The sequence below is a fragment of the Dietzia psychralcaliphila genome (genome assembly GCF_003096095.1).
In the GTDB taxonomy this organism is placed as follows: Bacteria; Actinomycetota; Actinomycetes; order Mycobacteriales; family Mycobacteriaceae; genus Dietzia; species Dietzia psychralcaliphila.
This window is the reverse complement of record NZ_CP015453.1, coordinates 1,990,401-2,005,274: the sequence shown is the minus strand read 5'-3', so window position 1 is coordinate 2,005,274 and position 14,874 is coordinate 1,990,401. Positions and strand designations below refer to the sequence as shown.

Genomic DNA, 14,874 nt, shown 5'->3' with positions numbered 1-14,874 from the left:
GGTGAACTCCGACCGGCGGACCCTGGCGCAGCGTGAACGAAGCGCTCTCGTGGAGACGATGCGTGCCGCCGGGCCGGATGCACCGACTCTGTGCGCGGGCTGGACGACCCGGGACCTCGCGGCGCACCTGGTGGTGCGGGAGGCGCGCCCCGACGCCGCCGTGGGAGTGGTCCTGCCGGCGCTCGCCTCGCGGATGGAGGAACTTCGCCTCCGCGAGGCCGATCGTCCCTGGGACGAACTGCTCGAGAAGATCGCGGCCGGTGCACCGTGGTACTCGCCGCTCCGCTACGCGGATCGTCTGGCCAATGCCGCGGAGTACCTCGTCCACCACGAGGACGTCCGCAGAGCCGACGGTGAATGGACGAAGCGGCAATTCGACATCGAGGACCTCGACCGCATCTGGTCGCTGGGGACGACGGTGTCCAAGACGTTCCTGCGACGGGTGGCCGCCCGTGTCGACCTGCGGACCCCTCCGGGGATCAGGTTGACCAAGCCCGGTGCGGTGTCCACGGGCGCAGCACTGGCGCCCATGGTCAGTGTGACGGCCGACCCGGTCGAGTTGATCCTGTGGGCGTTCGGCAGGGACGCGGTCGACGTGGATATCTCCGGAGCCCAGCAGGGCATCGATGCGGTCAAGGCGGTACCGAGGGGCTTCTGACCGCCCCTGCCCGTGTGGCTGCTGTTACCAATGGGGTCCGAGAAGATAGAGTGACCCCCATGGCACCCAGCTCGAACACGCGATCCACCCGTGCCCCCGGTGGACGACGACCGGCATCGAAGTCGGGCGCACAGCGATCAACCACGTCCACCTCGTCGTCGTCCCGGGGCGGCGGTTCCCGTCGCGGTGCCGTCGTCTCCACGCCCAGGTCGGGCACCCGTGGTGGATCCCGCGCGGTCACACCACCTCCGGAACGGACGTCCGGGGCGTTCGGAGCCGTCGGCCGCGGCCTGCGCGGCGGATGGTCCGGGATGGCGAAGGGGGTCGGTCACGGCGTGCGGGGGCTTCGAGGTGGTACCGACGAGGACCGTGTGGTGCCCCCTCATCGACGCGACGGGCTGGGTCTGATCCTGGTCGGCATCGCGATCGTGTTCGCAGGTGCCGTGTGGTTCGGTGCGGCCGGACCGGTGGGGCAGTGGATCGACACCGGGATCAGGACCGTCGTCGGGACACCCGGCGCGCTGCTGCCGTTACTGCTCGGCGGGTGGGGCGTCCTCGTGATGGCGAGGGAACCACGTCCCGATGTCCAGTCCAGGTGGCTGGTCGGAACCACGGTGACCGCTCTGGGGGTACTGGGGCTGTGGCATCTGGGATCAGGGTCCCCCGCGGACCCGGAGGGCGTCCGCGGGGGAGCCGGAGTGCTCGGCCGGATCGTCGGGGGCACGCTCGAGGCGGGCCTCTCCGTATTCGTCGCGGTCCCGCTCCTCGTGCTGCTCGTGGCGTTCGGCGTGCTCGTGCTGGTCGGTCGTCCGGCCAGGGAGATCCCGGGGATCGTCCGCGGATTCTTCGGCTGGGACGGCAGCGGGGACATCGTGGATCACGACGACCCGGATTCGGACTGGGACGACCCCGATGCCACCACCGCGTACCCGCTCGCCGAGACCGGGTCACCGGCCGGGGAGGACCGTCCCGCGGCCCGACGTCCGGCACGTCGCCGGGTGGCCGCGTGGTCGGATACCCCGACCACCGGGGAGACGGTCGAGATGCCGGCAGCCGCCAGAGCCGCGGCAGAGTCTGTGACAGAGCCGGAGGACGTTTCCGTCGAGGCCCCTGCCGGCGCACGCCGCAAGCCCCGGAAGCCTGCCGCGGACACCGCGGTGCTGCACACGTCCGGTCCGGACTCTGCTGCCGCGGGCGCCGTCGCATCCGCCCGGAATGCAGCGCACGGTGCTGACGCCCGTCCGGCGGGCGACCGCACTCCGGTGGACACCGCCGTGGTGCCGCAGACCAATACGCCGTCGAGCCACACCGCGGCGGACAGCGAGGTGGAGCGCCTCGATTCCCAGAAGCAGTTGCTCAACGGGGTCGAGTACACCCTTCCGCCCGTGAGCCTCCTCACCGCAGGAGATCCCCCCAAGGAGCGCAGCGAGTCCAACGACCAGATGATCGAGGCCATCCAGGGTGTCCTCGAGCAGTTCAAGATCGACGCCGCCGTCACGGGGTTCACGCGCGGGCCCACCGTCACGCGCTACGAGGTCGAGCTCGGTCCCGGTGTCAAGGTCGAGAAGATCACCGCGCTGCACCGGAACATCGCCTACGCGGTGGCCACCGACAACGTCCGCCTGCTCGCCCCGATTCCCGGCAAGTCGGCGGTGGGTATCGAGGTCCCCAACCTCGATCGTGAGCTGGTCAGGCTCGCCGACGTGCTCACCGATCCGAAGACCGCCAACAAGCACAACCCGATGCTCATCGGGCTGGGGAAGGACATCGAGGGCGACTTCGTCACCGCCGACCTGTCCAAGATGCCGCATCTGCTGGTCGCCGGCTCCACCGGCTCCGGCAAGTCCAGCTTCGTCAACTCGATGCTCGTGTCCTTGCTGTCACGGGCGACTCCGGACGAGGTGCGCCTGATCCTCATCGACCCGAAGATGGTCGAGCTGACGCCGTACGAGGGCATCCCACACCTGATCACACCGATCATCACGGAACCCAAGAAGGCCGCGGCGGCGCTGGCCTGGCTCGTCGAGGAGATGGAGCAGCGCTACCAGGACATGAAGTCCACCCGCGTCCGCCACATCACCGACTTCAACGACCGGGTCAAATCAGGAGAGATCTCGACGCCTCCGGGCAGCCAGCGCGTGTACCGCCCGTACCCGTACATCGTGGCGGTGGTGGACGAGCTCGCCGACCTCATGATGACCGCCCCCCGCGATGTCGAGGACGCGATCGTCCGCATCACCCAGAAGGCCCGGGCGGCCGGCATCCACCTGGTGCTCGCGACGCAGCGTCCCTCCGTCGACGTGGTCACGGGCCTCATCAAGACCAACGTGCCGTCGCGACTCGCCTTCGCGACATCGTCCCTCACCGACTCGCGGGTCATCCTCGACCAGGCCGGCGCGGAGAAACTCATCGGTATGGGCGACGGCCTGTTCATCCCGATGGGCGCATCGCGGTCCATCCGGATGCAGGGGGCGTTCATCACCGACGAGGAGATCCACAAGGTCGTCGACTACGCCAAGACCCAGGCGGAGCCCGAGTACGACGACACCGTCACCGCCGCCAAGGAGGAGTCCAAGAAGGACATCGACGGCGACATCGGGGATGACCTCGACGATCTGCTCGCCGCCGTGGAACTCGTGGTGTCCAGCCAGTTCGGGTCCACCTCGATGCTCCAGCGCAAGCTACGCGTCGGCTTCGCCAAGGCGGGACGGCTCATGGATCTGATGGAGTCCCGCGACATCGTCGGTCCCTCCGAGGGCTCCAAGGCCCGCGACGTACTGGTCAAGCCGGAGGAACTGGGGTCGGTCATCTGGATGATCAAGGGCGGCACCCCTCCGGAGGAGGAATCCGGGGACGTGTCGGCCGGGAGCGAGAGCCTGGACGAGACCCCGGTGGGCTGACCAGGGCCGGTTCAGGACAGTGCGCCGAACACCGGCTTCCACTCGCGGACGGTGACCTCGGAGACCATGCCGCGCAGGCAGTGGGGGTCCTCCGCGACGAGTGCGCGGGCGGCATCGGTATCGGTGGCCTCGACGAGGAGCAGTGCGCCCGAGCCGTCCGTGTATGGGCCCACCGACCGGATGGTTCCGGCGTCGACCTGCGCGGACAGCCACTCGCGGTGGGCGGGTTTGTTCGCCTCGCGGTCCCGGGTCTGCTCGGCCTCGTACCGGTAGTTGACTGCGAAGAACGGCATCAGTGTGGTCCTGCCTGGTCGTGGTGGGGGTGCTGTCGGATCAAGGGTATTCGCCCGGGTCTCGCTAAGGTGAAGGGGTGACAGCTCCCACCACCGACGACGGACGCCGCGGCGCCGAGGTCCCCGTACTCAACATCGCCAATGTCCTCACCGTCCTGCGGATCGTGTTGGTCCCGGTGTTCGTCGTCCTGTTCTTCGTGGCCGACGCCCAGGACCCGTGGTGGCGGGTGTGGGCGTTCGTCGTCTTCGTACTCGCGATGGCGACCGACTACGTGGACGGGTATCTCGCCCGGCGACTCGGCCTGGTGACCGACTTCGGCAAGATCGCCGACCCGATCGCGGACAAGGCCCTCATGGCGGCGGCGATGATCTCGCTCTCGCTGGTCGACGAGTTGTTCTGGTGGGTCACGATCGTGATCCTCGTCCGTGAGGTGGGGATCACCCTCTGGCGCCTGTTCGGTGTCGACCACGTGGTGGCCGCCAGCAAGGGTGGGAAGCTCAAGACCGTCACCCAGACGGTGGGCCTGGGCATGCTGATACTCCCGCTACCGCACTGGGTCTGGCCGGTCGAGTGGGCGGTGATCGGTGTCGCGCTGGTCCTGACCGTCTACACGGGCGTCGACTACCTGGTCAAGGCGCGCCAGGCAGCCAGAGCCGGGCGCTGAGCCACCTGATCCGGGTTCCACATGACCGACGGTGAGCGCCCTGATCCCCGCGCCTCAGCAGCGGTGGCCGCACTGGGCGGGCACGGGTGGACGCTGGCGACGGCGGAGTCACTGACCGCCGGCCTGTTGGCGGCCACGGTGGCGGGGGTTCCGGGCGCGAGCGTGGTGTTACGCGGCGGTCTGGTGGTCTACGCCACCGACCTCAAACACGAGCTCGCCGGCGTTCCCGAGGAGATCCTGCAGCGCCACGGAGCCGTGTCGGCGGAGACGGCCCGGGCGCTCGCCGTGGGCGCGGCCCGCCGGTGCGGTGCCGACGTCGGTGTGGGTCTGACCGGCGTGGCCGGCCCGGATCGGCAGGAGGGTCAGCCCGTGGGCACGGTCCACGTGGGTATCTGCGCGCCGGGCGTCGATGCGTGGTCGGTCAGACTCTCCCTCAGTGGGGGTCGCGACGCGATCCGGCGCGCGGCCTGTGCGGCCGCCCTGGACCTGCTCGCCGGAATGTTCGACGACGACGGGAACGAATCCGGGACGTGAGGCGTTGTACCCCGTGATGCCGAACATCCAGATGACCACGCTGCCCAGACCGGACCACCGGAGTGGGCCCCCGCTGCTCCGAGAGACCCTCGGGACGGTGCTCCGCGGCCTGCGGGGCGATTCGGGACGGACCCTGCGGGACGTGGCCGATGCGGCCCGGGTGAGCCCCGGTTACCTCTCCGAGATCGAACGCGGCCGCAAGGAGGCCTCGAGCGAGCTGCTCGCCTCCATCTCGGGGGCGCTCGACGTCTCGCTCGGTGAGATCCTGATCCGCGCGGCGCTCGAGGTCTCGCCCCCGGGCACCGTCGCGGAGCCTGTGCTCGCGGCCTGAGACCCGCCCCGGCAAAGCCCGGTGGTCGCCCCCCGGCGTTGTTCGGTACCGTGGTACCGACCCGTCGTCCGAATCGGCAGAAGGACACTACGCAGCGATGGCCAATCCGTTTACAAAGGCATGGCGCTACCTCATGGCGTTGTTCGATTCGAAGATCGACGAGAATGCTGACCCGAAGATCCAGATCCAGCAGGCGATCTCCGACGCGCAGCGGCAGCACCAGCAGCTCTCCCAGCAGGCGGCCGCCGTCATCGGCAACCAGCGGCAGCTGGAGATGAAGCTCAACCGGCAGCTCGCTGACATCGAGAAGCTGCAGGGCTCCACCCGGCAGGCGCTGCAGATGTCCGAGCAGGCCCACCAGAACGGCGACACGCAGAAGGCGACCGAGTACGAGAACGCCGCGGAGGCGTTCGCCGCCCAACTCGTCACCGCGGAGCAGAACGTCGAGGACCTCAAGGGGCTCCACGATCAGTCGCTCCAGGCCGCGGGACAGGCCAAGAAGGCCGTGGAGCAGAACGCCATGGTCCTCCAGCAGAAGGTCGCCGAGCGGACCAAGCTGCTCAGCCAGCTGGAGCAGGCCAAGATGCAGGAGCAGGTCAGCGCGTCCTTGCAGTCCATGTCCGAGGTGTCCTCGGGCGGGAACACCCCGAACCTGGACCAGGTCCGCGACAAGATCGAGCGTCGGTACGCCAACGCCCTCGGTTCGGCGGAGCTCGCGCAGAACTCCGTGCAGGGCCGGATGCTCGAGGTCGAGCAGGCGTCGACACAGATGGCCGGGCACAGCCGGCTCGAGCAGATCCGTGCGTCGATGAAGGCCGAGGGCGGTCAGCTCGGACAGGGCACCGGGGCGGCGTCCCAGCTCCCGCAGGGTCAGCCACAGTCGACCACCCCGCCACAGCAGCAGGCACAGCCCGAACAGCAGTGAGATCTCCCGAGACGGGCCGCCGGTGAGTGAACCGGTGGCCCGTCGTCGTCCGTGATGAAGGGGTGGGCAGGTGACGCTGACCGAGTTCCGGGCCCGCGCCGTCGAGGCGTTCGGGGACCTCCGAGCCGATCATCTCGTGAGGTCCCACCATCTGGCCGCGTTCGGCGGTCGCACGGCCGATGAGGCCATCGACGCCGGCGCCTCCGTCAAGCAGGTCTGGTCGGAGCTGTGCTCGGAGTTCGACGTGCCCGACTCGCTACGCTGACGCGCCGCGACGGCGTGTCGCTCGATCTCGAACAGGCGTTCGTCTACACTCGGGTCATGTGCTGACGGGAGATCCCGTCCACAGGGCGTCATCCCCTCCACAGCGAAGGGTTGCCGGGGCTCGTACGAGACGTTCGTGTCGTACCCGACCCGTAGCGTCCGCGAGTGAGCAGACCACACAGACCGACCGGCACGACACCGGGGGTCGAGCACGAACGGAGAGCATCATGGCAGCCAAGATCACCGCCAAGTCAGGTACCAAGACGGGCGTGGCCCAGAATCGTGAGCAGGCGCTGGAGTTGGCGCTCGCCCAGATCGACAAGGCCTATGGCAAGGGCTCGGTCATGCGGCTGGGCGATGACGTCCGACCGCCCATCAAGGTCATCCCGTCCGGCGCGCTCTCCCTCGACGTCGCGCTCGGCATCGGAGGGTTCCCGCGGGGACGTGTGGTGGAGATCTACGGACCGGAATCGTCCGGTAAGACCACCGTCGCGCTGCACGCGGTGGCCAACGCCCAGGCGGCCGGCGGCATCGCCGCGTTCATCGATGCGGAGCACGCCCTGGACCCGGAGTACGCCCGGAAGCTCGGTGTGGACACGGACAACCTCATCGTCTCCCAGCCCGACACCGGTGAGCAGGCGTTGGAAATCGCGGACATGCTGGTCAGGTCCGGCTCCATCGACATCCTCGTCGTCGACTCGGTCGCGGCATTGGTGCCGCGGGCCGAGATCGAGGGTGAGATGGGAGACAGCCACGTCGGTCTCCAGGCCCGGCTCATGAGCCAGGCGCTTCGAAAGATGACCGGCGCGTTGCACAACACCAACACCACCGCGATCTTCATCAATCAGCTGCGTGAGAAGATCGGCGTGATGTTCGGCTCGCCGGAAACCACCACCGGCGGCAAGGCGCTCAAGTTCTATGCATCCGTCCGGTTGGACGTGCGTCGCATCGAGACTCTGAAGGACGGGGCTGACGCGGTCGGCAACCGTACCAAGGTCAAGGTCGTCAAGAACAAGATCGCGCCGCCGTTCAAGATCGCCGAGTTCGACATCCTCTACGGCGAGGGCATCAGTCGCGAGGGTTCGCTGATCGACATGGGCGTGGAGAACGGCTTCGTCAAGAAATCCGGTTCCTGGTTCACCTACGGTGCCGACCAATTGGGTCAGGGCAAGGAGAACGCTCGCCGGTACCTCAAGGAGAACCCCTCAGTCCGCGACGAGATCGAGCGGAAGATCCTCGACAAGCTCAATATCGGGGCAGGTGCGGAGATCGCGGAGATCGAGGCGGAGTCCGATGAGGACGCGCCTATCGACGTGGTGCCCGTCGAGTTCTGATGGGCGCGCAGAGCCCGCGGGCGGTCGAGCGGGAACGGTCGATCGACCCGGAGGAGCTACGCACGGCGATCGCCGCGGTGGAGAGCAGGGCCTCCAGCAGTTCGGACCTGCCGCCGTTGGCCCCCGAGGCCCACGAGGCCGCGACGGCGGCGCTCCGACTTCTGCGTCACCGGCCGCGAAGCGAACACGAGCTACGGGAGCGGCTCCTCACCAAGGACCATGCTCCGGCAGCCGTGGACGAGGCGCTGGAGAGAGTCCGGATCTGGGGCCTGGTCGACGACGCAGACTTCGCCGCGGAATGGGTCAGAGGCCGGCGCCGTCGTCGCGGACGGTCGCGGGGTGCTCTGGAAAGGGAACTCCGCGAGAAGGGTGTCGCCGAGTTCCATATCGCCCGGGCCGTCTCCGACATCGACGAGACCGACGACCGTGAGCAGGCCGCCGAGCTCGTGCGGGCACGGCTGGCACGTAGGCCGGTCGACTCCGGTCGCGGGGCGGATCTCCAGGGTGAACGGCGCAGGCTGGTGGCGTTCCTCGCCCGCCGGGGCTATCCGACGGGGTTGGCGATGACGGTGGTCAACGCCGAATTGGCGGCCCAGGTGTCGCCCTGAGTACCCTGGCCTGCGTGGATTCTCTCGTGACCGACCTGCAGGCGACGGCCGAAGACGCCCGTGTCGAGCGCGTCGAGGGTCGCACGTACCAGGTGCGCACCTTCGGATGCCAGATGAACGTGCATGACTCCGAGCGGCTCTCCGGTGTGCTGGACGCCGCCGGGTACGTGCCGTTCGAGGGGGAGGCGGATCCCGCTCGGGGCGAACTGCCCGACCTGGTGGTGTTCAACACGTGCGCCGTCCGCGAGAACGCGGACAACCGCCTGTACGGCACCCTGGGGCACCTGCGGCCGTGGAAGGACGCCAACCCCCGCCTACAGATCGCGGTAGGGGGTTGTCTGGCGCAGAAGGACAAGGACGTCGTGGTCTCGCGAGCGCCGTGGGTCGACGTGGTGTTCGGCACACACAATATCGGGCACCTGCCGATCCTTCTGCAGCGCTCACGCCACAACGAGCGGGCCGAGGTGGAGATCGCCGACTCCCTCCAGCACTTCCCGTCGACGCTCCCCGCCACCCGTGAGTCCGCCTATGCCGGCTGGGTCTCGGTCTCCGTCGGCTGCAACAACACCTGCACGTTCTGCATCGTCCCCTCCCTACGGGGCAAAGAGGTGGACCGGCGACCCGGCGAGGTACTCGCGGAGATGAAGGCCCTGGCCGACGAGGGCGTCCTCGAGGTCACCCTGCTCGGGCAGAATGTCAACGCCTACGGTCGGTCGTTCTACGACGCCGCCGAGCCCTCCGACAAGGGCGCCTTCGCCAAGTTGCTGCGGGCGGCTGGTCGAGTCGAGGGCATCGAACGGATCCGCTTCACCTCACCCCACCCGGCGGAGTTCACCGACGACGTGATCGAGGCGATGGCCGACACCCCGGCGGTCTGCCCGCAGCTCCACATGCCACTGCAGTCCGGCTCGGACCGCGTCCTGCGTGCCATGCGCCGGTCGTACCGGTCGGAGCGTTTCCTCGGCATCCTGGACAGGGTGCGTGCAGTGATGCCCCATGCGGCGATCACCACCGACATCATCGTCGGATTCCCCGGGGAGACCGAGGAGGATTTCCAAGCCACCCTCGACGTGGTGGAGAAGGCACGCTTCACCAGTGCCTTCACCTTCCAGTACTCGCCGCGACCGGGAACTCCGGCGGCGACGATGGCCGACCAGATCCCCAAGTCCGTCGTGCAGGAGCGCTACGAGAGGCTGATCCTGCTTCAGGAGCGGATCACGCTCGAGGAGAACCGGGACCAGGTCGGCCGTGAGGTCGAGCTGCTCGTGACGGCAGACGAGGGTCGAAAGGATGCCGCCACCGCCAGGATGACCGGCCGCGCCCGCGACGGGCGGCTGGTGCACTTCGCACCGGTGGGGGAGCACGCCGGGCGGATCCGGCCCGGTGACGTGATCACCACCCGTATCACCTCGGCCGCCCCGCACCACCTGCTCGCGGACGACGGGGTGCTGACCTGTCGGGCCACCAGGGCCGGCGACAGACACGCGGCCGGCGAGAAGCCGGAGACTCCACCGATCGGTGTGGGCCTCGGACTGCCCACACTGCGACGTGACGTCGTCACCGCCGACACCACCCAGAAGGGATGCCTCACGTGAACACCGCTGACCGCCCGGACCCTATCAAGGGGATCATGGAATCCAGCAGGACCGTGGATTCGGAGTTCCGTCGCAGGGATCGGGTTCTGGGGCACACCCTCGTCATCGGTAAGGCGTATCTGGCGTCGGCGTTCCTCATCGTCTTGCTCGCGGCCGCACTCGCGTTGCCGCACAGCGAGGGGGTGCGCGGTCTGGACGTGTTGTTCTTCACCGAGGTGGCCCGGGAGCAGCAGACCTCGCTGCCCTCCCACGTGTTCGTCTTGCTCTACTCGGTGGGCACCATCCTGTTCGGGGGCATGATGATCCTCACGCAGAAGTGGTGGGCGGCGGGGATCGCCTGGGGTGCGAGTTGCGTGGCCACCGTCTACGGAATGCTGGCGATCTGGTTGCGCCAGTCCGGGCGGGGACCGAACCCCGACTTCCAGAACTTCGGCGCTCCCGGTGTCGGGCTGTACGTCAGCGTGATCCTCGTCCTCCTACTGGTGATGACGCTGGCCGGCGTGTTGTGGGCGCGAACCCCGGAGCAGCGCGAGCTCGAGGACTCCGTTCGCCACCAGGACTGAACCAGGGCCCCACCATGAAGGTGGGGCCCTGTCGGCGCGGCTCTGTCTGCGCGGTCCAGTCGGCGCGGTCCTGTAGACGCGGTCGGGTCGGAGAGTGACCCCGCTCCGGTCAGCGGGTGTCGACCGCCTTCTCGGCGGCCTGGGCCCATTCCTTCCACTGAACGGCCTGAGCACGGGCTTTCTCCGCGTCCTTCGACTTACCCGCGGCCTCGGCCTTCGCCGCCTGCTCCTCGAAGTCGTCCACTCGCACCCAGAACTGGGCGGCGCGGGCCTTGGCCTCCGGGTCGGTCCGTCGCCACTCCGCGTCCGCGGCATCGGAGACGGACTTCTCCAGCGCTCGGATCCGTCCCTCGAGCTGACCCATCTTCTCCCGCGGGACCTTGCCGATCTCCTCCCAGCGGGTCTGCAGTTCGCGCAGCGCTGAGCGGGCCGCGGCGAGGTTCTTCTCCGGATCGATCCGGCCCGCGTAGTCGGCGAGCAGCGCCTCCTTGGCGTCCGCATTTCCCTCGAACTCGGCGTCCCGCTCGGCCGCCGCGGCATGGCGCGCGTCGAAGAACGTGTCCTGGGCTGCCTTGAAGCGCTTCCAGAGGGCGTCGTCGGCCTCACGGGGAGCGCGTCCCGCGGCTTTCCACTCGTCCATGAGCCGGCGGAACGCGGTGGCCGTGTCGTTCCAGTCGGTCGAGAGCGAGAGGGCCTCGGCGCGTTCTACCAGCTCCTCCTTGACCCGCTTGACCGACGCGCGATTGCGGTCGAGGTCCGCGAAGTGGGAGCCGCGGCGCCGGTTGAACGCCTCACGTGCCTTGGAGAATCGCTTCCACAGTGCATCGTCGGTCTTTCGGTCGATGCCCCGGATGGTCTTCCACTCGTCGAGGATCTCGCGGAGGCGGTCGCCGGCGGCCTTCCACTGTGTGGACGACTCACCGATCTCCTCGGCCTCGGCGGCGAGAGCCTCCTTGCGGGCGATCGCGGCTGCCCGCTCCTCGTCCTTGCGCTGGCGGGCCTCGACCTCGACGGCACCAGAGCGCTCGACCACGGCGGCGAGACGGGTCCCCAGGGCGTCGAGATCCCCCACGGCTGCCGCGGTCGGGAGCTGCGCGGCGAGACTCTCGGCGGAGGCGCGGGTCTTCTTGGCGTCCTGCGGATGCGACTGGAGTCGAGCCTCGAGGAGCGCGACCTCCGCGACCATATCGTCGTACCTGAGTCCGAAGTGGGCCAGGCCTTCCTCCGGGGCTCCCGCCTGCCAGGACCCGACCTGTCGCTCGCCGTCGGAGGTTCTGACGAACACGGAGCCGTTCTCGTCGATCCGACCCCACTCGGACGGATCCGATGCCCGGACGATGCGCGTCTCGGGGGCCGCAGCGGGTCGCGGCGCCACCTTCCGCGCCAGGGCGGCGGGTGACGGCGCACCGGGACGCGGTCCCGGGGTCGGAGCGGGAGTCGGTGCAGGGGTCGGTGCGGACGCCTCCGGGGTCGCCTCCCCGGGAGTGGTGGGTGACTGGTCGCTCATCTTGTCCTCGTTTCGTTCTGCCGCGTGACACGGCACCATCGCCGGAGTCCCACCGGTCGTCGCCTCGCCGGCCCGGTGAGGGGACGGCATCCCCCTAGTGTGTACCAACCGCCGCCCGGGTGTCGGGGTATCCCCGGCGAGTCCCACCGAGTCCCGAGAGGGCGCTCCCGGGGAGGTCAGTAAGGTTCTCCGTGTGAGCACCCCTGTCGTCCTGGTACCCGGCGCGCCGGTCCTGGTGCCCGAACTGTCCGGAGAGGCGGCCGCGGACACCGCCTCCCAGGTCGGCGTTGCGCTGGGTCTCCTCAGCTGTGCCGCGGCCGATCTCGACCGTGTGCTCGTGCTGGGGTCGGATCCCGCCGGGCGAACGATCGGCGACGTTCGGGCGTCGTTGACCAGGTGGGGGGCGGCGGTGCCGGTCGGACGACCCGGTGCGCCGGCCGGTGAACACTCGGACGTCCCCGACGCGGCCCTGATCGCATGGTGGCACCTCGACCGGGCCGGGATCGAGCTGCCGAGGTCGTTCGTCGGCGTCACCGGCGACGGGCAGTCGACACTATCCCCGGGACCCGGCACGCTCGTCGTCGTCGTGGCGGACGGTCCCGCCTCCCTCACCCCCCGCGCCCCCGTGCCCGAGGACCCGCGCGGCGTCGCGCTCGACCGGGACCTGACCGAATGGCTGCGGCGCGGCGGACCATTGCCGGATCCGGGTGGCGCGGTTGCGGAGGCCGTGGGGTGGTGGAGCCGCCCCGCCTGGCTCGAGCTGGCCGGGTTGGTCGGGGACCGGACCGCGCTGGAGTCGGTGTCCTGGGCACCGTTCGGTGTGGGCTACCACGCCGCGCGATGGGACCTGTCGTCGACGGATTCCCCGGTGTCCGGAGGTCCCAGATGAGCGGCCCGGTGCCCGTCGCGGTGGTGGGGCCGACCGGCACCGGCAAGTCCGACCTGGCCCTGGGCCTGGCGGAGCGTCTGGGCGGGGAGGTGGTCAACTGTGACGCCATGCAGCAGTACCGCGGCATGGATATCGGCACCGCGAAGCTGCCGCCGTCGCAGCGCCGCGGTATCCCGCACCACAGACTCGACGTTCTCGAGGTGACCGAGACCGCGAGCGTCGCCGACTTCCGGCGCGAGGCCGAGCGCGAGATCTCTGAGATACGGGAGCGCGGGAACGTGCCGATCCTGTGCGGCGGCTCGATGATGTACGTCCAGGCCCTGATCGACGACTGGTCCATCCCCGACACCGATCCGCAGGTCCGTGCGCGCTACGAACAACGCCTCGACGAGGTCGGCGTGCAGGCGTTGCACGCCGAGCTCGCCCGCGTGGACCCGGAGGCGGCGCGGACCATCCTGCCGACCGATCCCCGCCGGACGGTTCGGGCGCTGGAGGTCGTGGAGCTGACCGGTAGACCGTTCTCCGCCTCGCGACCGACCATCGGCGACCCGCGCTGGGGCACGCGCCTGCTCGGCCTGCGCTGCGCGCTTCCCGAGCTCGATGCGCGGCTCACCGCGCGGACCGAGCGGATGTTCGCCGACGGGCTGGTCGCCGAGGTGCGAGGGCTCGTCGGACTCGGGCTGCTCGAGGGGGTGACGGCCCGCCGCGCCATCGGGTACGCGCAGGTACTCGACGAGATGGACGACGAACTGGGGATCGACGACGAGGGAGTCCTCCGGGCGCGGGAACGGACGGTGATCGGCACCCGCCGGTACGTCCGCCGGCAGCGATCGTGGTTCGGGCGTGACCACCGCATCAACTGGATAGACACCGACACCCACCCGGTCGGCGGCGACGGCGCCGCCACTGCTGCCGGAGGTGGACGGACCCCGTTGGACACGGCTCTCGATCTCCTCGGGGAGGCGTCGCGATGACCAGCTCGCACCCGTCCCGGGGCCGCGTCCAGTCTGTCGACCGGGCGTTCGCCCTCCTCGACTCGCTGGCCCGACGGGGCGGGCGCGCCTCCCTCGGGGAGCTCTGCGCCGACACCGGTCTGGCCGCGGCCACAGTGCACCGCCTGTGCGGCACGCTCGCCGACTCGGGACATCTCTGCCGGGACGCGCGCCGCGACTATCTGCTCGGACCGAGATTGCAGCGCATCGGGGACGCGGCCGGGCGGGCGACGTGGTCGTGGGCGGAGCCGGTCCTGTCGGCCGTGGTCGACGGCACCGGGGAGACCGCCAACCTCGCCGTCCGCGAGGGAGACGGGGTGGTGTACCTGGCCCAGGTCCCGTCACCCCACTCGATGCGGATGTTCACCGAGGTGGGACGGCGGGTACACGTGCACTGCACCGCGGTGGGGAAAGCGCTGGTCGCACAGGACGACGACGACGAGGTCCGCGCCATGCTGGACCGCACCGGGATGCGTCGGTACACCGACTCCACCATCGTCGAGCCGGACCTGTTGCTCGCCGAACTCGATCGCATCCGCGGGGTCGGATTCGCCACCGACGAGTCGGAGCAGGAGGAGGGCGTCCGCTGTGTCGCGATCACGGTGGGGGTCGGGGACGCCGCGTTCGCCGTGTCCGCGTCGGGGCCCGAGGCGAGGTTCACCGAGGAGCGCCGCGACGCCGCGGTCGAGGTGCTCAGGTCGGCCGTGGCTGACCTGCACCCCTGAAGCCCGGCGCTACCAGGGTCAATGAAAGCCGCTACCCACCCTCTGGATCGGCTACCCGTCAACGGGTAGCCGATGCCGCGAGTGGGTAGCG

Annotated in this window: 16 protein-coding genes; 14 read left to right on the top strand and 2 right to left on the bottom strand. The window is 69.5% G+C overall.

What is annotated here, in order from left to right:
* The first annotated feature begins 1 nt into the window (after position 1).
* On the top strand, positions 2 to 658 hold the full coding sequence (locus tag A6048_RS09175; RefSeq protein WP_107747470.1) for a TIGR03085 family metal-binding protein: 657 nt from the start codon (positions 2 to 4) through the stop codon (positions 656 to 658).
* Between the two features lie 311 nt (positions 659 to 969).
* The gene (locus tag A6048_RS09170) at positions 970 to 3,558 is read left to right on the top strand and encodes a DNA translocase FtsK (protein WP_107747471.1); all 2,589 of its coding nucleotides are present in this window, start codon (positions 970 to 972) and stop codon (positions 3,556 to 3,558) included.
* Between the two features lie 11 nt (positions 3,559 to 3,569).
* Here A6048_RS09170 and A6048_RS09165 read toward each other — a convergent pair whose 3' ends face one another.
* Entirely contained in the window at positions 3,570 to 3,851 is a 282-nt protein-coding gene (locus A6048_RS09165) for a YciI family protein (protein ID WP_107747472.1), read from the bottom strand.
* 77 nt (positions 3,852 to 3,928) lie between these two features.
* Between A6048_RS09165 and pgsA the strand changes: the two genes are divergently transcribed.
* The 9 genes from pgsA to A6048_RS09120 all read left to right on the top strand — a co-directional run bounded on the left by pgsA (position 3,929) and on the right by A6048_RS09120 (position 10,670).
* The gene (gene pgsA, locus A6048_RS09160) at positions 3,929 to 4,516 is read left to right on the top strand and encodes a CDP-diacylglycerol--glycerol-3-phosphate 3-phosphatidyltransferase (RefSeq protein ID WP_107747473.1); all 588 of its coding nucleotides are present in this window, start codon (positions 3,929 to 3,931) and stop codon (positions 4,514 to 4,516) included.
* 21 nt (positions 4,517 to 4,537) lie between these two features.
* Complete coding sequence (locus A6048_RS09155; protein WP_107747474.1) at positions 4,538 to 5,050, top strand: CinA family protein; 513 nt, start codon at positions 4,538 to 4,540, stop codon at positions 5,048 to 5,050.
* A gap of 16 nt (positions 5,051 to 5,066) precedes the next feature.
* Positions 5,067 to 5,381: a helix-turn-helix domain-containing protein gene (locus A6048_RS09150; protein ID WP_107747475.1), complete on the top strand. Its 315-nt coding sequence runs from the start codon at positions 5,067 to 5,069 to the stop codon at positions 5,379 to 5,381.
* Positions 5,382 to 5,478: 97 nt separating this feature from the next.
* Entirely contained in the window at positions 5,479 to 6,306 is an 828-nt protein-coding gene (locus A6048_RS09145) for a PspA/IM30 family protein (protein ID WP_107747476.1), read from the top strand.
* A 70-nt stretch (positions 6,307 to 6,376) separates the two neighbouring features.
* Entirely contained in the window at positions 6,377 to 6,571 is a 195-nt protein-coding gene (locus A6048_RS09140) for a DUF3046 domain-containing protein (RefSeq protein WP_107747477.1), read from the top strand.
* Between the two features lie 226 nt (positions 6,572 to 6,797).
* Positions 6,798 to 7,904, top strand: a complete 1,107-nt coding sequence (gene recA, locus A6048_RS09135; RefSeq protein WP_107747478.1) for a recombinase RecA — start codon at positions 6,798 to 6,800, stop codon at positions 7,902 to 7,904.
* On the top strand, positions 7,904 to 8,512 hold the full coding sequence (locus A6048_RS09130; RefSeq protein ID WP_107747479.1) for a regulatory protein RecX: 609 nt from the start codon (positions 7,904 to 7,906) through the stop codon (positions 8,510 to 8,512). The genes recA and A6048_RS09130 overlap by 1 nt, the downstream gene beginning before the upstream one ends.
* A 14-nt stretch (positions 8,513 to 8,526) precedes the next feature.
* Complete coding sequence (miaB, locus tag A6048_RS09125) at positions 8,527 to 10,107, top strand: tRNA (N6-isopentenyl adenosine(37)-C2)-methylthiotransferase MiaB (protein WP_412523681.1); 1,581 nt, start codon at positions 8,527 to 8,529, stop codon at positions 10,105 to 10,107.
* Positions 10,095 to 10,670, top strand: coding sequence for an Rv2732c family membrane protein (locus A6048_RS09120; RefSeq protein WP_107747481.1), 576 nt, complete (start codon positions 10,095 to 10,097; stop codon positions 10,668 to 10,670). The genes miaB and A6048_RS09120 overlap by 13 nt, the downstream gene beginning before the upstream one ends.
* A 109-nt stretch (positions 10,671 to 10,779) precedes the next feature.
* Here A6048_RS09120 and A6048_RS09115 read toward each other — a convergent pair whose 3' ends face one another.
* Positions 10,780 to 12,177 carry a DUF349 domain-containing protein gene (locus A6048_RS09115; protein ID WP_107747482.1) on the bottom strand — a complete coding sequence of 466 codons (1,398 nt, stop codon included), beginning with the start codon at positions 12,175 to 12,177 and terminating at the stop codon, positions 10,780 to 10,782.
* 193 nt (positions 12,178 to 12,370) lie between these two features.
* Between A6048_RS09115 and A6048_RS09110 the strand changes: the two genes are divergently transcribed.
* Genes A6048_RS09110 through A6048_RS09100 form a run of 3 tightly spaced genes read left to right on the top strand, consistent with a single transcriptional unit; the run spans position 12,371 to position 14,783 of the window.
* Positions 12,371 to 13,066 (top strand): class III extradiol ring-cleavage dioxygenase family protein, encoded by a 696-nt coding sequence (locus A6048_RS09110; protein ID WP_162845689.1) that lies wholly within the window; start codon positions 12,371 to 12,373, stop codon positions 13,064 to 13,066.
* Positions 13,063 to 14,040 (top strand): tRNA (adenosine(37)-N6)-dimethylallyltransferase MiaA, encoded by a 978-nt coding sequence (gene miaA, locus A6048_RS09105; protein ID WP_107747483.1) that lies wholly within the window; start codon positions 13,063 to 13,065, stop codon positions 14,038 to 14,040. The genes A6048_RS09110 and miaA overlap by 4 nt, the downstream gene beginning before the upstream one ends.
* The gene (locus A6048_RS09100; RefSeq protein WP_107747484.1) at positions 14,037 to 14,783 is read left to right on the top strand and encodes an IclR family transcriptional regulator; all 747 of its coding nucleotides are present in this window, start codon (positions 14,037 to 14,039) and stop codon (positions 14,781 to 14,783) included. The genes miaA and A6048_RS09100 overlap by 4 nt, the downstream gene beginning before the upstream one ends.
* Positions 14,784 to 14,874 lie beyond the last annotated feature (91 nt).

Coding starts and splice junctions, on each gene's coding strand:
- A6048_RS09150 (WP_107747475.1), top strand. CDS start 5,067: ATGCCGAACATCCAGATGACCACGCTGCCCAGACCGGACCACCGGAGT.
- recA (WP_107747478.1), top strand. CDS start 6,798: ATGGCAGCCAAGATCACCGCCAAGTCAGGTACCAAGACGGGCGTGGCC.
- A6048_RS09100 (WP_107747484.1), top strand. CDS start 14,037: ATGACCAGCTCGCACCCGTCCCGGGGCCGCGTCCAGTCTGTCGACCGG.
- A6048_RS09130 (WP_107747479.1), top strand. CDS start 7,904: ATGGGCGCGCAGAGCCCGCGGGCGGTCGAGCGGGAACGGTCGATCGAC.
- A6048_RS09170 (WP_107747471.1), top strand. CDS start 970: ATGGCGAAGGGGGTCGGTCACGGCGTGCGGGGGCTTCGAGGTGGTACC.
- A6048_RS09145 (WP_107747476.1), top strand. CDS start 5,479: ATGGCCAATCCGTTTACAAAGGCATGGCGCTACCTCATGGCGTTGTTC.
- miaA (WP_107747483.1), top strand. CDS start 13,063: ATGAGCGGCCCGGTGCCCGTCGCGGTGGTGGGGCCGACCGGCACCGGC.
- A6048_RS09155 (WP_107747474.1), top strand. CDS start 4,538: ATGACCGACGGTGAGCGCCCTGATCCCCGCGCCTCAGCAGCGGTGGCC.
- A6048_RS09165 (WP_107747472.1), bottom strand. CDS start 3,851: ATGCCGTTCTTCGCAGTCAACTACCGGTACGAGGCCGAGCAGACCCGG.
- A6048_RS09115 (WP_107747482.1), bottom strand. CDS start 12,177: ATGAGCGACCAGTCACCCACCACTCCCGGGGAGGCGACCCCGGAGGCG.
- A6048_RS09120 (WP_107747481.1), top strand. CDS start 10,095: ATGCCTCACGTGAACACCGCTGACCGCCCGGACCCTATCAAGGGGATC.